This window comes from Ensifer adhaerens (assembly GCF_002940685.1).
GTDB lineage: Bacteria > Pseudomonadota > Alphaproteobacteria > Rhizobiales > Rhizobiaceae > Ensifer > Ensifer adhaerens_E.
In genome coordinates this window covers 124,156-142,209 of the sequence record NZ_PNFP01000015.1, presented here as the reverse complement: position 1 = coordinate 142,209, position 18,054 = coordinate 124,156, and the positions used below count along the sequence as shown (strand labels likewise).

16 protein-coding genes are annotated in these 18,054 nt (G+C 62.1%); 6 read left to right on the top strand and 10 right to left on the bottom strand.

What is annotated here, in order from left to right:
• Window positions 1-3: 3 nt before the first annotated feature.
• The 5 genes from clpS to C1A35_RS26550 form a co-directional block, all read right to left on the bottom strand.
• Entirely contained in the window at window positions 4-357 is a 354-nt protein-coding gene (clpS, locus tag C1A35_RS26570) for an ATP-dependent Clp protease adapter ClpS (protein WP_043622145.1), read from the bottom strand.
• A 240-nt stretch (window positions 358-597) separates the two neighbouring features.
• Entirely contained in the window at window positions 598-954 is a 357-nt protein-coding gene (locus C1A35_RS26565; RefSeq protein WP_104667244.1) for a phasin family protein, read from the bottom strand.
• A 278-nt stretch (window positions 955-1,232) separates the two neighbouring features.
• Entirely contained in the window at window positions 1,233-1,436 is a 204-nt protein-coding gene (locus C1A35_RS26560) for a DUF3126 family protein (protein ID WP_034796738.1), read from the bottom strand.
• Between the two features lie 98 nt (window positions 1,437-1,534).
• Window positions 1,535-2,362, bottom strand: coding sequence for a serine O-acetyltransferase (cysE, locus tag C1A35_RS26555; protein WP_104667243.1), 828 nt, complete (start codon window positions 2,360-2,362; stop codon window positions 1,535-1,537).
• 88 nt (window positions 2,363-2,450) lie between these two features.
• Complete coding sequence (locus tag C1A35_RS26550; protein WP_104667242.1) at window positions 2,451-3,236, bottom strand: alpha/beta fold hydrolase; 786 nt, start codon at window positions 3,234-3,236, stop codon at window positions 2,451-2,453.
• 174 nt (window positions 3,237-3,410) lie between these two features.
• On the opposite strand from C1A35_RS26550, the gene C1A35_RS26545 reads away from it, so the two are divergent.
• Together C1A35_RS26545 and C1A35_RS26540 are read left to right on the top strand one after the other, a co-directional pair.
• On the top strand, window positions 3,411-3,656 hold the full coding sequence (locus C1A35_RS26545; protein WP_104667241.1) for a zinc-finger domain-containing protein: 246 nt from the start codon (window positions 3,411-3,413) through the stop codon (window positions 3,654-3,656).
• A 9-nt stretch (window positions 3,657-3,665) separates the two neighbouring features.
• Window positions 3,666-4,832, top strand: coding sequence for an FAD-dependent oxidoreductase (locus tag C1A35_RS26540; protein ID WP_104667240.1), 1,167 nt, complete (start codon window positions 3,666-3,668; stop codon window positions 4,830-4,832).
• 100 nt (window positions 4,833-4,932) lie between these two features.
• Here C1A35_RS26540 and C1A35_RS26535 read toward each other — a convergent pair whose 3' ends face one another.
• On the bottom strand, window positions 4,933-6,123 hold the full coding sequence (locus C1A35_RS26535) for a cystathionine beta-lyase (RefSeq protein WP_104667239.1): 1,191 nt from the start codon (window positions 6,121-6,123) through the stop codon (window positions 4,933-4,935).
• 340 nt (window positions 6,124-6,463) lie between these two features.
• On the opposite strand from C1A35_RS26535, the gene C1A35_RS26530 reads away from it, so the two are divergent.
• From C1A35_RS26530 to C1A35_RS26515, 4 genes are all read left to right on the top strand, one after another.
• Window positions 6,464-7,489, top strand: coding sequence for an amino acid ABC transporter substrate-binding protein (locus C1A35_RS26530; RefSeq protein ID WP_104667238.1), 1,026 nt, complete (start codon window positions 6,464-6,466; stop codon window positions 7,487-7,489).
• Window positions 7,490-7,582: 93 nt separating this feature from the next.
• Window positions 7,583-8,776, top strand: coding sequence for an amino acid ABC transporter permease (locus C1A35_RS26525; protein ID WP_104667237.1), 1,194 nt, complete (start codon window positions 7,583-7,585; stop codon window positions 8,774-8,776).
• A 4-nt stretch (window positions 8,777-8,780) separates the two neighbouring features.
• Window positions 8,781-9,938 carry an amino acid ABC transporter permease gene (locus tag C1A35_RS26520; RefSeq protein ID WP_104667236.1) on the top strand — a complete coding sequence of 386 codons (1,158 nt, stop codon included), beginning with the start codon at window positions 8,781-8,783 and terminating at the stop codon, window positions 9,936-9,938.
• Between the two features lie 17 nt (window positions 9,939-9,955).
• Window positions 9,956-10,732 carry an amino acid ABC transporter ATP-binding protein gene (locus C1A35_RS26515; protein ID WP_064816988.1) on the top strand — a complete coding sequence of 259 codons (777 nt, stop codon included), beginning with the start codon at window positions 9,956-9,958 and terminating at the stop codon, window positions 10,730-10,732.
• 73 nt (window positions 10,733-10,805) lie between these two features.
• Here the strand turns inward: C1A35_RS26515 and C1A35_RS26510 are convergent, their stop codons facing one another.
• From C1A35_RS26510 to C1A35_RS26495, 4 genes are read right to left on the bottom strand one after another with little or no spacing between them, the layout of a single operon-like run.
• Window positions 10,806-12,329 (bottom strand): caspase family protein, encoded by a 1,524-nt coding sequence (locus tag C1A35_RS26510; protein WP_104667235.1) that lies wholly within the window; start codon window positions 12,327-12,329, stop codon window positions 10,806-10,808.
• Entirely contained in the window at window positions 12,326-13,879 is a 1,554-nt protein-coding gene (locus tag C1A35_RS26505; RefSeq protein ID WP_104667234.1) for a caspase family protein, read from the bottom strand. The genes C1A35_RS26510 and C1A35_RS26505 overlap by 4 nt, the downstream gene beginning before the upstream one ends.
• Window positions 13,876-14,766 carry an OmpA family protein gene (locus tag C1A35_RS26500; RefSeq protein ID WP_158665174.1) on the bottom strand — a complete coding sequence of 297 codons (891 nt, stop codon included), beginning with the start codon at window positions 14,764-14,766 and terminating at the stop codon, window positions 13,876-13,878. Before C1A35_RS26500 ends, C1A35_RS26505 begins: the two co-directional genes overlap by 4 nt.
• Window positions 14,767-14,788: 22 nt before the next feature.
• Entirely contained in the window at window positions 14,789-17,950 is a 3,162-nt protein-coding gene (locus C1A35_RS26495; RefSeq protein WP_158665173.1) for a c-type cytochrome, read from the bottom strand.
• Between the last annotated feature and the right edge of the window lie 104 nt (window positions 17,951-18,054).

The following is an 18,054-nucleotide window of genomic DNA, read 5'->3' as shown; positions in this document are numbered from 1 at the left end:
TCCTCATTTCTTTTCCATGACGCATTGCAACGGATGCTGATGCTGCCGGGCGAAATCCATCACCTGCGTCACCTTGGTTTCGGCGACCTCATAGGTGAAGACGCCGCACTCTCCCACGCCATGATTGTGGACGTGGAGCATGATGCGGGTCGCCTCTTCCGGGTTCTTTTGAAAGAAGCGCTCCAGAATATGGATGACAAATTCCATCGGCGTGTAATCGTCATTCAAAAGCAGAACACGATACAAACTCGGCTTTTTGGTCTTCGGCTTGGTACGCGTGATGACGGACGTGCTGCGGTTGTTGCCGTTCCCCTCATCGTCGCTACCTTGCTGCATCCGGACCGGCATGGCGATCATTCTTGTCAGTTCCTTGTACAGCAGCGACCCATCGAACGCGGCCGCAGCCTGCTTGCCCTTTATCTAATGGTTCGTTTTCAGATTTTAAGACCGAACCAACACACTGCAATCATAATCGCACGTTGGCTCGCAAGATTGATCAACTTTCTTTGGGCTGCGCACAGCTTATGCGAAAAACAAAAAGGCCGGTCGCAAGCGCTGCGACCGGCCTTTTTATTCGGAGTTTGTTTTAGCCGGGGATCAGGCTGCTGCAGCGGCGGCCTTGACTGCTGCCGTTGCCTTGGCAACCGGCGCCTCGTAGGGCTTGTAAGCATCCTTGGCGAGGTCGGCATACATTTCGCCGAGCTTGGTCGCTTCGGCGACGAAGCCTTCGTAGCTCGACTTCACGAAGTTGGTCTGCAGTTCGAAAGCAGCCTCAACGCTCTTGACGCTGGTCAGCTTTTCGACATGCGCCACGCCTTCTTCGAAGGACTTCTTGGAATAGTCGGCGGCTTCGGTCGCGATAGCCTGGAGACCCTTGGTCCAAGCGGAATAGCTCTTTACAGCCACGTCAATGGCTTCCTTGCTCTTCTTGTTTGCATCATCGAAGTTGAACATCCGGTGTCTCCTTGGTGACGGCCTGATCTGAAGGCTTCAGTTTATGTGCACTGCACAAAAAGTCAAGACAAGTGTGCGACGCAATAAAATACAACAGATGCAACAACTTGATGAAATATCGCCGGTCGACGCAAAAATTCTTGTCGCGTCCCCGCAGCCAGAAGATGAGCGATGACGAGCAATTGCCCAGCAAGACAACAACATTTCACCCAAAACAATAAACCCCGAAAATCCTAGGGATTTTCGGGGTTTATATTGAAGGCTTCCGGCGCCGGACCTTAGAGGTCGATGTCGAGGATCGCCATGGAGAAATTGTAGGAAAGCTCGCCATCTTCCTCATCGCGGAAGACAACTCCGAGGAACTCGTCACCGAGATAGACTTCAGCGGACTCGTCCTTCTTCGGGCGAGCCTTGACGACCATCTGCTGATTGAAGGTGCGCTTGAAATAGGCTTCAAGCTTGCGGATTTCTTCGGGCTTCAAAACACGTCTCCGTAGCCGTTTAACTGTGCGGCGCTTCTCGCATGCTGCATCGGCGGGTGTAAACCCCTCGAAAGAGGCTACGCACCGGTTCCCGCATGTCAGATGTCGAAGCTGGCAAGGATCTGGTCCATCTGGCGCGACGGCTCGGAACAGCCGGCTTCGCCCACGACCTTTGCCGGGACTCCGGCGACCGTCGACTTCGGCGGCACCGGTTTCAGCACGACCGAACCGGCAGCGACGCGCGAGCAGTGCCCGATGTGAATGTTGCCGAGGATCTTGGCGCCGGCACCGATGAGCACGCCATCAGCGATCTTCGGATGGCGGTCGCTGCCTTCCTTGCCCGTGCCGCCGAGCGTCACGCCATGCAGGATCGAGACGTTGTCGCCGATGACGGCCGTCTCGCCGACGACAAGGCCGGTGGCGTGATCAAGGAAGATGCCCCGCCCGATGCGGGCGGCGGGGTTGATGTCCGTCTGGAAGACGCTCGACGCGCGGCTCTGCAGATAGAAGGCGAAATCCTTGCGGCCGCGCTTCAACAGCCAGTGCGCCAGGCGATGGGTCTGGATCGCATGGAAGCCCTTGAAATAGAGCACGGGTTCGATGAAGCGGGTGCAGGCGGGGTCGCGGTCGTAAACGGCCTGGATATCGACGCGCAGAATAGTGCCCCATTCCGACCAGTCCTCAAGCATCTCGCAGAAGGTCTGGCGCAACAGGTTTGCCTGGAGATCGGGGTGATCCAGCCTTTCGCAGATGCGGTAGATCACGCTTTCTTCGAGGGAATGCTGGTTGACCACGGTGGAATAGAGGAAGGCCGCAAGCATGGGATCCTGCTCGGCGGCCACGCGGGCTTCTTCGCGCAGGCTATTCCAGATCGGGTCCATCACCTGCAGCGCTTCTGCCTGGCGAAGTTCGGTCTTGGCGACCATCGTCGCTCTCCTTCCTTGTCCGTGCCTGCCATCACTATAGGGGAAATCAGGCGTGACTTAAATGGCGTCTGCCGGCAATGACGATCCGCTAGGCGCGATCGATTTCTGCCAGAAATTCGAGCGCCGCTTTCTTGAAAACCCGGTCGCCGACGGCAAGCATGTGGTCCCGGCCGGGAATGTCGAGCGCACGCGCATCCGGCATCAGCGCCGCCAGTTCCTCCGCCGATCCGGCGATGTCGTCGGTCGTCCCGACGCCGATCAGCGTCGGCTGTTCGATGCGCGCCATATCCTGCGGCGTCAGCAGATCCCGCGAGGTCGAGATACAGGCCGCAAGTGCCTGCCGATCGCTCTTGGTCTGGTCGGCAAAGGCGCGGAACATGCGGCCGCGGGCATGGCTCACGTCATCGAGCGACGGCGCCACCAGCGCGTCGGCGATCGGGTCCCAGTCCCCCACTCCCGTCACCATGCCGATACCGAGACCGCCGAAGATGAGGGAACGCACGCGATGCGGATGCGCGAGCGCCATGAAGGCGGAGATGCGCGCGCCCATCGAATAGCCCATCACATGGGCCTCGGCGATGCCGAGATGGTCGAGCAGCGCGACTGCGTCGCCCGCCATCTGCTGCGGATGATAGAGCTCCGGATCGTAGGGCTTGCTGCTCTTGCCATGGCCGCGATTGTCGAGGGCGATGACGCGATAGCCGGCATCGCCCAAGGTCTTCAACCAGCCCGGAAACACCCAGTTGACGTTGGCGCTGGAGGCAAAACCGTGGATGAGCAGGATGGGCGCACCGGACGGGTCGCCCTCATCGAAAAAGGCGATCTCCAGACCGTCATGATTGAAGCGGGAAAACGGCGGCGGGTTGAGATCCATCTATTCATCCTCGGCATATCGATCCGGCGCAACCTAGTTCGTCGCTTTGGCGGGCGAAACCCCGCACCGGCAAAAACCACAGCTGCGGCAGCTTTGCCGCTACACATTTCCGGCAAAGCTGACTATGGTGCCGCCAAATTTGACCTCTCAGACTTGCATTCATCGGAGCATGACATGGCCGGCCACAGCATCCCCCACTTCCAGAATGACGGCGGACATCAGGCAGTCGAAATCGGCGTCAAGGAATTCATGTGCACCGGCGCATCCGTTCCCTACGATCACCCGCATATCTTCATCGACATGGGTGACGACAACGAGAAGGTCTGCTCCTACTGCTCGACGCTCTACCGCTACAATCCGAAGCTGAAGGCGACCGAAACCAATCCCCCCGGCTGCCTGTTCGCCCACAAAGCCGCCTGACAAGCCTCGATGTCGCGCCCGGTCGCGATCATCGGCGCCGGCATCGCCGGGCTTACGGCTGCCTTGTGCCTTGCCCGACGCGGCTTCGAAGTCGACATCATCGAGCGGGCGACGGCGCTGACCGAGGTCGGCGCCGGCCTTCAGCTCTCTCCCAACGCCTCCCGCATCCTCATCGAACTCGGCCTGCTTTCGCAGCTTGAAGGCGTATGGACGGAACCCGAGCGCATCGGGCTCGTTGACGGCCGCTCCTTGCGTGCGCTTGCCAGCGTGTCGGCAGGCGCCTTCGCACGCCGCCGCTGGCATGCGCCCTATGCCGTCCTGCACCGGGCCAGCCTTCAGAGAATCCTGCTGGCCGCCGTTCAATCTGAACCGCGTTGCCGCCTCCACCTCGGACGCGAAATCGGCAAGCCCGACGAACAGACGATCGCTGCGGTGACGGGACACCTGCCGCACATCATCATCGGCGCCGACGGCATCTGGTCGCGGCTGCGCGAGGCCGTGCCCGGCGCCGGGCGTATCCGCTTTTCCGGCAACATCGCCTGGCGCATGACGCTTGCGAGCGACATGGCCGCAGGCGTTCTCAACAGCGAGCAGGTCACCGCCTTCCTCGGGCCTCGCGCCCATCTCGTCGCCTACCCCTTGCGGGACGCCGGCGGTTTCAATCTCGTCGCCATTATCGAGGGCAAGGAGACCGACGCGGTGTGGGTCGGAAAGGATTCCGACGAGCGGCGCCAGGATTGCCTGAACGCCTTCGCGGACTGGAACGCCGGCATTCGCTCGCTTCTTAAAAAGGCTGCGGCGCCCACCTATTGGCCGCTCTGCACCGTCGACGACGGCGCGTGGCAGGATGGAACGAAGACCGTGCTGATCGGTGACGCGGCCCATGCGATGACGCCCTTTGCGGCGCAGGGTGCGGCCATGGCCATCGAGGATGCGTTTGCGCTTGCGGCCAGCCTGTCCGAAAACGTCAGCGTCGCGGATGCGCTGCAGAAATTCGAAGCGGAACGCCGCCCTCGCATCGCGCGCGTCCGCCGCCGCGCGGCGTTCAACCATTTTGCCTATCACGCCCGCGGCCCGGTCCGTATCGGCCGCGACATGGTGCTGAAACTGAAAGGTCCCGACGCGCTCGCGGCCGACCTCGACTGGCTTTATGGCTATGGGGCGCCGTTGCGCTGAGAAGCCGCCGGCATCCGCCGCGATTGCCCCACCAAGCTCCAAGACCTGGCCCCGAAAAGCGAGACGCCGCGGATGACCGCGGCGCCCGTCATTGCCTTCGTCAAACGGCGTTCGCCGCCGCCAGGCCCGCTTCTATGTCGCGGCGGATGTCCGGCACATCCTCAAGGCCGATCTGCAGGCGCAGGACCGGTCCCTCGGTCGGGGCCAGCGCCACCTTGCGGTCACCGAGACCGACATGGACGGCCAGGCTTTCGAAGCCGCCCCAGGAATAACCGAGCCCGAACAATTTCAGCGCATCAAGGAACGCATGCGCCTTGGCCTTGAAGCGGTCGGGGCTCTGCGCCTTCAGGACGAAGGAGAAGATGCCGCTTGCGCCGGTGAAGTCGCGCTTCCAGAGCTCGTGCCCCGGGAAACTCGGCAGGGCCGGATGCAGGACGCGGGCGACCTCGTCGCGCGTTTCCAGCCATCTCGCAAGGGCAAGCGCGCTCTCCTGGTGCCGTTCGAGGCGGATGCCCATGGTGCGCAGGCCGCGCAGGATCTGATAGCTGTCATCGGGCGAAACGCAGACGCCGAGCGTCACCATCGCCTCGGTCAGGGCCGGCCAGTGCTCGGCGTTGGCCGAAACGGTGCCGAAGAGCACGTCCGAATGACCGGACGGATATTTGGTCGCCGCATGGATGGACACGTCGACGCCGTGATCGAGCGGCTTGAAATAGACGGGGGTCGCCCAGGTATTGTCCATCGTGACGATGCAGCCGTGACGATGGGCGGCGTCGGCGATGGCCCGAATGTCCTGCATTTCGAACGTGTTCGAGCCCGGCGCCTCGGTATGCACCAGACGCGTGTTCGGGCGGATCAGGCTCTCGATCGCGGCACCGATCATCGGATCGTAGTATTCGACCGTGACCCCGAGACGCTTCAGCATTGTGTCGCAGAAGTGGCGCGTCGGGAAATAAACCGAATCGACGATCAGGGCGTGGTCGCCGGCCGAGAGATAGGCAAGGAACGGCACCGTGACGGCAGCCAGCCCCGAGGGAACGAGGATCGTTCCGGCGGAACCTTCGAGCTCGTTGATGGCATCGCAGAGCGCATCGGTCGTCGGCGTTCCGCGCGTGCCGTAGGTGTATTTCTGCGCCCGCGTCTCCATGGTCCTGGCGTTCGGGAACAGCACCGTGGAGGCGTGTACCACCGGCGGGTTGACGAAGCCGAAATAGTCGGAGGGATTGTTACCGCTGTGGGCGAGACGCGTGTTGATACCTGCCTTGTCGTTCACATTGCCACTGTCTGCCATTGCTCATTCCGCTTGTAGATTTCGAATGCGAAACTCTTCGAACGAGCCTCAATCGCGGTCAAGTGGCAAAAATCAAGAAGCGTCGTTTTGGCCGTTGCCAGGCGCCTTCTGACGATTTTTCCGCCAGAGCGTGCCTTTCACCCCCAAAATCTGCCTAACTTTCTGGCTTGTTTCGAGTTTTTCACATGCAAAACCAGAAAATCGGCGGCCTCTCTTGACCCTCATGGAATTTGAGCATGAGATAGCCGACACTCGCGCCAGGAGGGTGGCGGAGGCTCACCGCGCTGGGAGACGCGCCGGTGCAGACTGGAACTAACGACAACAGAAAAAGGTTCTAAAAATGGCAAAAAGAATTCTGACAGCTCTCGTTGGCGCCGCTGTCATGGGGATTGGCACACAGGCGGCTTCGGGCGCTACTCTTGATGACGTCAAGGCAAAGGGCTTCGTCCAGTGCGGCGTGAACACCGGCCTCGCCGGCTTTGCAGCGCCCGACGCTTCGGGCAACTGGAGCGGCTTCGACGTAGACTACTGCAAGGCAATCGCCGCCGCGATCTTCGCGGATGGCAGCAAGGTGAAGTACACGCCGACCTCCGCCAAGGAACGCTTCCCGGCGCTGCAGTCGGGCGAAGTCGACGTACTTGCCCGTAACACCACCTGGACGATCAACCGCGACACCGCGCTCGGCTTCAACTTCCGCCCGGTCAACTATTATGACGGCCAGGGCTTCATGGTTCGCAAGAGCCTGAACGTGAAATCGGCGCTGGAGCTTTCGGGCGCGGCTGTCTGCGTGCAGACGGGCACCACCACCGAACTCAACCTCGCCGACTACTTCAAGTCGAACAACCTGCAGTACAATCCGGTCGTCTTCGAGAAGCTTGAAGAAGTCAACGCCGCCTATGACGCCGGCCGTTGCGACGTTTACACGACCGACCAGTCCGGCCTCTATTCGCTGCGTCTGACGCTGTCGAAGCCGGACGATCACATGATCCTTCCGGAAATCATCTCGAAGGAGCCGCTCGGCCCGGCCGTGCGCCAGGGCGACGACCAGTGGTTCGATATCGTCAGCTGGACCCACTACGCCCTGATCCAGGCTGAAGAATTCGGCATCACCCAGGCCAACGTCGAAGAAATGAAGAAGTCCACCAACCCGGACGTTCAGCGCTTCCTCGGCGTCGAGGCCGACACCAAGATCGGCACCGACCTTGGCCTCACCAACGAGTGGGCCGTGAACGTGATCAAGGCCGTCGGCAACTACGGCGAAGTCTTCGATCGCAACATCGGCGCCGGCAGCCCGCTCAAGATCGAGCGCGGCCTCAACGCGCTGTGGAACAAGGGCGGCATCCAGTACGCTCCGCCGGTCCGCTAAGGCGAGCCGACACGACCAGGGGAAGCGGACAACCGCTTCCCCATCCCAACGATAAAAACACCCATAAGGGTGAAAAGGGGAAAGAGGCATTGCATGGCGATTGGCGTCACAACTACGCCTGAGAAATCGAAACCGTCCGGGTCGATCATCAACGACCCGCAGGTCCGCGGCATCTTTTATCAGGTCATCACCGTCGTCCTACTCGGGGCCTTCGTCTATTGGGTGGCCGACAACACGATCGAGAATCTCAAACGGGCGAATATCGCTTCCGGCTACGGCTTCCTGAATGGACGCGCCGGCTTTGACGTCGGGCAGTCGCTGATCGCCTATACCAGCGATTCCACCTATCAGCGCGCGCTTGTCGTCGGCCTGCTCAACACATTGCTGGTCGCCGTCTGCGGTATTTTCACCGCCACCATCATCGGCTTTGCAGTCGGTATCGGCCGCCTGTCGCACAACTGGCTGATCGCCAAGCTGTCGCTCGCCTATGTCGAGATTTTCCGCAACATCCCGCCGCTGCTGGTCATCTTCTTCTGGTACAGCGGCGTCCTGGCTATTTTGCCGCAGCCGCGTGAATCGGCAGCCCTGCCGTTCAACATGTTCCTCAACAACCGCGGCCTTGCCTTTCCCAAACCGATCTTTGGCGACGGCTCGCTGTACACGGTTCTTGCCCTTGTCCTCGCGATCGTCGCCAGCTTCCTCCTGGCACGCTATGCGCGCAAGAAGCAGGAGGCTACCGGACAGCGTTTCCCGGTTCTTTGGTCGTCAGTCGGCCTGATAATCGGCCTGCCCTTGCTGGTCTTCCTTGCCACGGGATCGCCGATCACGTTCGACGTCCCCGTCGCCGGCAAGTTCAACCTCACCGGCGGCTCGGTCATCGGCCCGGAATTCCTGTCGCTGTTCCTGGCGCTTTCGTTCTACACGGCCGCCTTCATCGCAGAAATCGTGCGCGCCGGCATCCGCGGCGTATCCAAGGGGCAGACGGAAGCCGCGCACGCGCTCGGTGTCCGCCCGGGCCTCACGACGCGGCTGGTGGTGGTTCCGCAAGCGCTCCGGATCATCATTCCGCCGCTCACAAGCCAGTATCTGAACCTCACCAAGAACTCCTCGCTCGCCGTCGCCATCGGCTACGCCGATCTCGTGGCTGTGGGCGGAACGATCCTCAACCAGACGGGGCAGTCGATCGAAATCGTCACGATCTGGATCATCGTCTACCTGTCGCTGAGCCTGACGACATCGCTGTTCATGAACTGGTTCAATGCCCGCATGGCCCTGGTGGAGAGATAAGACAATGAACACACACCAGGGAACTTTCGTTCGTGCCTCGATGATCGAGGGGTCCGCCCCGCCGGTCGCGGAGGGTGGCGTCGTCCATTGGCTGCGCGAAAACCTGTTCGCGACGCCAAAGGATGCGGTGCTTACCATCGTCAGCCTGCTTGCGCTTGCGTGGTTCGTGCCCCCGGCGATCCAATGGCTCTTCATCGACGCCGCCTGGACCGGCGGCGGCCGCGGCGTTTGCGCCACGGTTGCGCAGGGAGGCTCGCAGCCGGATGGCTGGAGCGGTGCGTGCTGGGCCTTCGTCAACGCAAAACTCGACCAGTTCGCCTACGGGCGTTACCCGCTCGACGAGCGCTGGAGGCCGACGCTGGTCGGTATCCTCTTCGTGCTTTTCCTCGTTCCGATGTTGATCCCGAAGGCGCCATTCAAGGGCATCAACGCCATCCTGCTTTTCGCCGTGCTGCCGATCATCTCCCTGATCCTGCTTCCCGGCGGCTGGTTCGGGCTGACCTTCGTCGAAACGCCGCTCTGGGGCGGCCTGATGGTGACGCTCATCCTCTCGTTCGTCGGCATCGCCGTGTCCTTGCCGCTCGGCATCCTTCTGGCCCTGGGGCGGCGATCGCACATGCCTGTGATCAAGATGCTCTGCACCGCCTTCATCGAACTGGTGCGCGGCATCCCGCTGATCACCGTGCTCTTCATGGCGAGCGTCATGTTGCCCCTGTTCCTGCCGCAGGGCGTCACCTTCGACAAATTCCTGCGCGCACTGATCGGCGTCTCGCTCTTTGCCTCCGCCTATATGGCGGAAGTGGTGCGCGGCGGCCTGCAGGCGATCCCGAAGGGGCAGTATGAAGGCGCGGATTCGCTCGGTCTCAGCTTCTGGCAGAAGATGAACCTCATCGTGCTGCCGCAGGCGCTGAAGCTGGTGATCCCCGGCATCGTCAACACCTTCATCGGTCTCTTCAAGGACACGTCGCTGGTGTCGATCATCGGCATGTTCGACCTGCTCGGCATCGTCCGCTTCAACTTCACCGACGCCAACTGGGCCTCTTCGGTCACGCCGATCTCCGGCCTAATTTTCGCTGGCTTCATATTCTGGCTTTTCTGCTTTGGTATGTCGCGCTATTCAGGTTTCATGGAACGCGTGCTCGACACGGCCCATAAACGATAAAATGAGGGGAGGATCGCATGGCAAACGCAGCCACTGCTTCCAAAATGACTGTTTCCGCAACGGATGTCGCAGTCGAAATTACTGGAATGAACAAGTGGTACGGGGACTTCCACGTCCTTCGTGACATCAATCTGAAGGTTATGAAGGGTGAGCGCATCGTCATTGCCGGCCCGTCGGGCTCCGGCAAGTCGACGATGATCCGCTGCATCAACCGCCTTGAAGAGCACCAGAAGGGCAAGATCGTCGTCGACGGCATCGAGCTCACCAACGACCTCAAGAAGATCGACGAAGTGCGCCGCGAAGTCGGCATGGTGTTCCAGCACTTCAACCTCTTCCCGCACCTGACGATCCTCGAAAACTGCACGCTTGCACCGATCTGGGTGCGCAAGATGCCGAAGAAGCAGGCCGAAGAAATCGCGATGCACTTCCTGAAGCGCGTCAAGATCCCCGAGCAGGCGAACAAGTATCCGGGCCAGCTCTCCGGCGGTCAGCAGCAGCGCGTGGCGATCGCCCGCTCGCTGTGCATGAAGCCGAAGATCCTGCTGTTCGATGAGCCGACCTCGGCACTCGACCCGGAAATGGTCAAGGAAGTGCTCGACACCATGGTGTCGCTCGCCGAAGAAGGCATGACCATGCTGTGCGTGACCCATGAAATGGGCTTCGCCCGCCAGGTCGCCAACCGCGTGATCTTCATGGACCAGGGCCAGATCGTCGAGCAGAACTCGCCGGCCGAGTTCTTCGACAATCCGCAGCACGAGCGCACCAAGCTCTTCCTCAGCCAGATCCTGCACTAGGATCGGCAAGAGCCTCACAAGAAAGCCCGCCCATCCAGGCGGGCTTTTTCAGTTGGGAGATCGCACGCCCACCCTACTCCACACGGTAGCGCAACGTGCCAACGGACCAGCGGATGCCGCGCCGGTCGAGATCATCCGCCCAGGTTTTCTGCAGCCGCGCCACGACCTCGCCCAGGGTTTCCCGCGCGTTCAGCTCGACCTTGAGCCCGCGCTCCCGTGGCGCAACCTCGTTCAGATCGACGGCGTCACTGACGACAAGCGCGACGAAGACGTTTTCCCCCTCGCCCGAAGCCTCGAAATCGAAACCGTAATAGTCGTCCGGCAGCGTCAGCGGCACGTCCGGTGCAAGGGGCGTAATCGTCCGCGCGAATTCGTTCGGAAAAATCTGCGTCGCCTTTCCTTTGGCGTCGACATCGAAAAGCAGCAGGTCGCCCCCGGTTCGGCTGATGACGGTCAGCTTGAAAACGTCACCGGCCCTCATCGTCGTCGGACGATCAAGGGCAATGTCGACGTCGCCGGTCTCGGCCTTGCCGACGATGTCGCTGACGGCGTAGACCGCATTGGCATCCTGATAGACCGGGTGGGCCACGCTTTCGCCGTTCGCCTGCTGGTAGGTGCCCGGCCCGTTGCCGCCGGCCCCGTCCGGCGCCACGACGCTGTCGCCCAGCGTTTGCGCCTTGGTCTCCAGTTGAGGATCGAGGTTGCCGCACGTCTGCTGCGACGCGCAGTATGCGTTCGATTGCGCCTTCACGAACTCGAGCAGTTCGGCGTTGCTCGTCAGCCCGTTGCCGTTGCCGTCCGCAACACTGTCCATCTGACCGGCAATGAAAGCGGACGTGAACACGCCATGCCGCTCGGGCGCGGGATGCCGCATGTCGTCCCAGGCCACCTGTTGGGGCGCGGCCGCACTCCAGGCGGTCACTCCGGTGTCCAGCAGCTGCGGCTTGTCGATGACCGCAAGGTCAATTCTAAGGCCACGGGTCAGGGTTCGCTCGACCGGCTTGGCGCCGGGGCGCGGCAGGAAACGCGCGCCTTCGGCGCCCGCTGCGCTATCTCCGGCGCGCGGGTGCGAGATCGTATCGGAATGGCAGGCATCGATCACCACCGTAACGGCCCGCCCCTTCAGGCGCTCGAGTGTCCGGTCGATTTCGTCGTCGAGGATCGCTCCTTGCCACTCGCTTTCGCCTTCACCGATATCGAACGGCGCCAACGCCTCGTCCAGTCCGTCCTCCTCGTCGCCGTCCGCATCTTTCACTTGCAGGCCACGGCCCGAGAAATAGAGATAGACGCGATCGCCCGGCTCGGTCTCATCGACGAGCCAGGTGTTCATCGATGCAAGTATCTCCGCGCGCGTCGCCTGTTCATCCTGCAAGACGCGGATCGACGAGGCATCGAAACCGAACCGCTCCGTCAGGAGCGCCTGCATTGCCCGAAGATCATTCGGTGGACCATTCAGCGCGAACCTTGCCGGCAAGTTCTCGAAGCGCCCGATCCCGATGAGCAGCGCCCGGTCAGCCGCCAAGACCGGAGCGGCAAGCGTCATCACGCAGACAAGCGCGATCAGCCCCGAAATCCACCTGTCGCAGCACCTGGTCATTGACCCTGATCCCTCGTGTACAGTGGCTGGATCGCGATCGTACTTTCGCTGCCCTCCAACCGGGTTTCCAGCAGCCGCAGCAGCGATGCTGAATCGAGGCTGGAGTTGGAGAAGGCAGCGGCGATCGCATCGATCGGCGCGTCGGTCGATATCACCACGAGGTGATCGGCGCCGAATGGCTTCACCACCTCCAGCCCCTGAAGCCTGAAGGTGTGGCTGTCGCTTCCGGCAGTCTGCACGTCGAGAAGCTGCGCCTCGCCGGTGTTTGCCAGGTTGAAAACCAGCATGTTTGCGTAGCGGCCCTGATCGGCCTCGAATGTCAGCCGATCGCCGGCAAGGTAGATATCCTTGAAAGGCTTCAGCGAAACCGTTCCGGGGCTCTGTGCTGCCATCGCCTTCAGGAAATCGACGAGGATGAACTTGTCGACGACGCGCTGCACCATATCCGGCGCAACGTGCTCGCCGGCGACATCACCGTTCGGCGTATAGAATACACCGGACGCCTCCTCCCACCGGTATGGCACGCCATCGCCACCGACATTGGCAAGATCAGGCCTTTCACCGACGACGCTCAACGGCAGTTTGCCCGTCCATCCGAGATCGCGCGGCGACGTCAGTCCGGACATCGTCGCGCCCGCCGTTCCCGCGCTGCCGACCTTGGCGCTGCGCGGCAGGGACAGCACGATCTCTTTGTCGGATCGCGGCAGTTGCGGCGTGAAGTTCGGTATCTGCAAGGCTTCCGACTGCAGTTTGACGTTGGAGAAAACGTAATCCTCGAGTTCGACCCGGGAAATCCGCCCGTCGCCATCCAGATCGGCTGCGCCTTCAAGCGCGCGGGCAAAACTCCAACTCAGTGCGCCACGCGGCTCGCCGCCGATTACCACCTCAGGCGTCGGCTGGCTTTCGAGCGACGCCGCGAGGATCGTCACCTGCGACAGCTCCACATCCCTCACCTTGGCGCCGGAAAGCGCCTCCTTGGACGGCGGCGGCACCTTGGCGCGAACCATCGGCGCCAGCCGCGTCTTTCCGGATATGGATCGGTTCATACCGCCGGAATAGCAACTGTCGGAGACAAACAGCACATGAATGCCCTTGGCCTCGGCTTCGGCAAACCAGGCGCTGAGTTCGTTGTCGATGATGACTTCGCCTGCCGTCTGCTCCAGGCGAGCCCGGTCGAAGCCCGGCAGTTCCAGGAATTCGTCAAGCCCGTCCTCCTCGCTGCCGGCGACCAGTTCCGGCATCTGCGCGCCATGGCCGGCATAGGTGAAGAGGATCGTGTCGCCGCGAGCTGCAGCCGTCACGAGTTCCACCCAGGCCGTGCGGATCGCCTCCTTGGTCGCCTGGTCATTGATGAACTGGCGGATCGGGCCGACATCAGCCGCCTTCAGCGCCTGCGTGACGTCGCGCGCGTCGCGGACGGCGCCATCGAGGCTTACTTCATGCGGATAGGTATCGACGCCGACGACCAGCGCCGAGGTCGCAGCCATTGCCGAGGCTGCGGGCAAGGCCAGCAAGGCTGTGGCCAGAAGGATCTTGCGCGTGACCGTCATTTCCCCACGTCCACTTCCACGCGCCGGTCGAGCTGGTGCAGCATCTCCTCGCTATAGGCGCTCGGGTCATCCGGTTTGAACGGCTCCTCCTCGCCCTTGCCAACCACGCTCCAGCTGCCGGGGTAGCCGGCATCGACGAGATACTGCGCCAAGGCCTCTGCGCGGGCGACGGAGAGCGCCATGTTTGCCTCAGGGGTGCCGACCGGGTCCGTATGGCCGATCAGCGTAATCGCCGCCGGCTTTGCCGATTTCAGGCACTCGAACAGATCCTTGGCCGACTCTAGGCCTTCGGGCGTAAACTCGGCGGTGCCGAAGACGTAACGCACCGGCGTCGCCTTCTTCCGGATCGCAACACCGCGATAGGAGAACCTGCAGGCACCGCGTGTGGCAAGCTTGACGGGCTTGCTCGCAGCGAGCCGCATTTCCGAAGCCAACCGGTCCAGCCGCTCGATATACGCCCTATCCGGCGCCATCCAATCGGGCGTCAGCTCTTCGTTGGCCGCATCCTCCAGTGCCTGCTGATAAAAGGTCCCTGCCGCATCATAGTCCTTGCGCTCGCGGTTGATGTCGCCGAGCGCATCGAGGATCTGCCAGGGGCCGCCGGCATCGCGGCTGGCAGACGTGAGTTCTGTTTCGAAGCTCTCAAGCTTGGCGCCCTGCCCCACGGCCGCCACCACGCGGTTGAAGGTCGCAAGCGCCGCGACGCGACGGGTCAGCGCGATTTCGGCAGCGGAGCACCCAGCCGTCCGGTCGGGACCGGCCGCCGCGCGCGCCGTCGTTTTGTCGCCGCTGTTCAGCGCTTCGGACGCCTGGCGAACGGCGTCGCAGGCCGTCGCCGGCAGGGCCACAGGGAGCGCCAACAGCGAGGCGAGTATGAGGGGCTTCATCACCGTTGCCATGGCTTGCCCATCATTCCGTGATCTCGAACGTCACCATCTGAACGCTGCTGGCGCCGCCATCGCCTTGCGCCCGCTTGGCCAGATTGATCGCCAGCCCCCGTGTCGGCGGCAACCGCGACTTCGCGACATATTCACGTGCCTTCTCCACCGTGAGCTTCTGATCGCCAAGTCCGCCGGCCCGGCAGAAGGCCAGCATGGTTTCGGCCGGCGCCGGTGTATCGAAGGCAAGCGTGCCCGTCCCCGGCTGCGGGATCATACGATGTTCGCCCGGCTGCAATGTCGTGTTGCCGATCATCACATCCGGAATGACCTCGACGTTGCCGTTCTCCTCGATATAGAGGATCTGCAGCTCGCAGGCCTGGTTGGCGCTGAGTTCGAAGGAAAGCTCGTCGCCGACCTTTGCCGTCGTCGACTTCACGTTCAGCACCAGCGCGAGCTTGCTGCCAGAATCTGCATCCTGCTTGCGATAGTCGGGAACAGCAGCTGCGATCGACTGCGGCTTTGCGTCGTCCGGCTCGGCACCGGCGACGATCAGCGCCGCCGTATCGAGCGGACGGCGTTGGCTGAGCGGCTCCAGCAGCAATGCATATTGCTGCTCGACCTCGTTGCGCGGAATGGTTCCCCCCGCCTCCAGCGTCGTTACCCAGTCGAGCCCGAGGCGCAGGACATCGCTGTCCGTCACCCGCCTGATCGCTTCCGAAAACTGCTTCGGCGTCATGTCGAACTCGGCCGCCAGGGCGTCGAAATCGAGCTCGTCTTCGTATTTGTCGGCAAAATAGGTGATGATCTCCGCCTCGCCCGGCGCGTGCCTGCTCTGCAGGCCGCCATCAGGCGTCGGCTCTGTCACCCCGAGCGCGTCCAGCGCGTTGACGAAGCGCTCGCGGTCCTTGCGATAGGCTTCGTCCAGCTCCTCCTGCTTCACATACATGGCGAGCAGCACGTCCTGCTGGTCCTTGCTGAACAGCGTCGATGTCTCGATCTGCTCGCGCAACTGGTCGCGCTTCGAAAGGATGCCGTCGGCGTGGCAGTCGACGCAGGAACGCGCATTGATGATCTCGACCCCCTTGCCGATCGGACGCTTGCGGAACGACACGATCGTCGTCGGCCCGACATCAAGCTGCTTGCCAGCGGATGTCGAGAGGTAATAGCCCTGCAGGCCGTTCGGCAGCGAGAAGATCATCTCGCCGCCGTCGTGTTCGAAAGGCATAAGTCCTGCGGCGAGCGGGGCCAGCTCCTTGGGTCCGTGCGGGAAGCGCTTCAGCACCTGCTTGCCGACGTCGCCGCCGAAATCATAGGACTTCCAGTAGTATCCGCCGAAGGGCATGTCATGCCGCTCCAGCATGCGGTTGTGATCGGAAACACCGGAGGAGCCGTCGGCGAAACCGGCGCGCAGCACGTTGCGGCGGCGTATGTTGTCGGCCACGTCGATGTTGAAGCGCCTTTCCAGTTCGCCGATCTCGGTTGGTAGCCGCATCAGCCGGTTGTAGATCTCCGGTCGTGCACCGTTGCTCATGAACCAGTCGACCCGCATGATCGGCAACTGCGTCGCTGTTTCCTTCGAGAGTGCGGAAAGCGACGCGTCGCTCTCGGGATCGGCGCCATAGAAATAGCGCCTGATCAGGAAATCGTAGTCCGCCGCGTCCCATTGCAATTCGCGCAGATCGACCCGTACCAGCAAGCCGTTGGTGCCGTCGACCTCCGTCGGCAGGACCAGTTCTGGCCCGTAGGACAGCGAATTCAGAAGCTTCTTGAAGCCGCCGGCAAGCACGTCCATGCGTTTCATGAAGGTCTGGTCATCCTCGCAGCCCATCATGCCGTTGTACTGGTCGCGATAGGAGAAGTAGCGCATGAACGGCCGGTCGAGTGCGCTGACCGTCCCTATGTCCTTGAGCGCCGCCGCGACGAACTGGTCATAGGTCAGTATCGGCCGTGCCCGGTCCGGTTTGGCAGCGGCCGTTTGCGGCAGGCTCTCTTCGTTCAGCGCCGTGATCCAATCCTCCAACACCTTGATCTCGTCGGCGGACGGACGCTTGCCGAGCGGCATGCGACCGCTGACGACGGTCGTGTAGAGGCGGGATTTCGCGGCGTCCCCGGGAACGACAAAATTGGCGTCGGCTGCAATCGATGCGAGGTCACCGGCCGGATAGCTTCCTTGCGAGCTTTCACCCGGCCCGTGACAGTTACGGCAATATCTGCCGATGAAGGCGTCGGCCTGCTGCGCCAGCGCCGCATTGCCGCCACCCAGCGCTTCGGTCGCGGTATTCTCCTTGCAGACGGCGGTGACCGACTGCGCCACCGGCGCCGGCGCCTTCACCTCGCGATCGGCGAGGAAGGCATAGATCGCGCGGCGATCGTCGTCCGAGAGAACATTTAGCCCCTTGGCGATACGCCGCATCACAGGATCGCTGATCGGCGCGCCTGAAAGCTTCTTACCCTCCTCGATAAGACCCCTGGTAAAGACCTCGGGCGACGCAAGAGCGGCAATCTTCGTCTTGCTGATGTCAGGCGCGACCGCACCGGTCAGATCCTTCTCGCCCTCATAGGAACGCTCCAGGTCCACCCCGTAGGTGGTCGTGCGCGGCGTGTGACAATCGCCGCAGCCGCCGACATTCTCCACCAGATAACGACCGCGCTCGGCCTGCGTCTCCTTGCGCGGCTGATAGGCCGGGACCGTGAAATGGCTGCGCTTCCACAGCGTAATCGTCGTCTGCCGGCTGAAGGGGAAAGCGATCTCATGCTCCTTCGATGCCGCGTCCGCCTGCGGCAGCGTCTCGATATAGGCCTTGATGTCGAGCGCATCCTCCGGCTTCATCCCGCCATAGGAGGTGTAGGGCATCACCGGGTAGAGGTTGTTACCCTCCCGGTCGAGACCGACCAGCACGGCGTTCAGAAACTGCGCATTGGTCCAGCCGCCGATGCCATTGGCGTGCGGCGAAATGTTCGGCGCATAGAAGGTGCCGATCGCCGTGTTCATCTGCATGCCGCCGGAGAGCAGTTCTGTATTGTCGCCGGATCCGTGGCAGGCGCCGCAGCCCGCAGCGTTGAACATGTATTTGCCGTTGTCGACATTCGCCTTGTAGGTGGAGAAGGCATCCTCGGCAAAAGCATCACGCGCCGAAGCGGCAGAGGGACAGAGCGAGATGGCGATCAGCGCCGTCAATGAAACGGCCAAGGATCCGCGGCCAAGGCCGGACAATAACGAGGCGCCTTCTCGCTTTCTCTGCAGACCGCGCATGAAATCTACTCCCTAAAACAATAGAATCGCTACTGAAATAA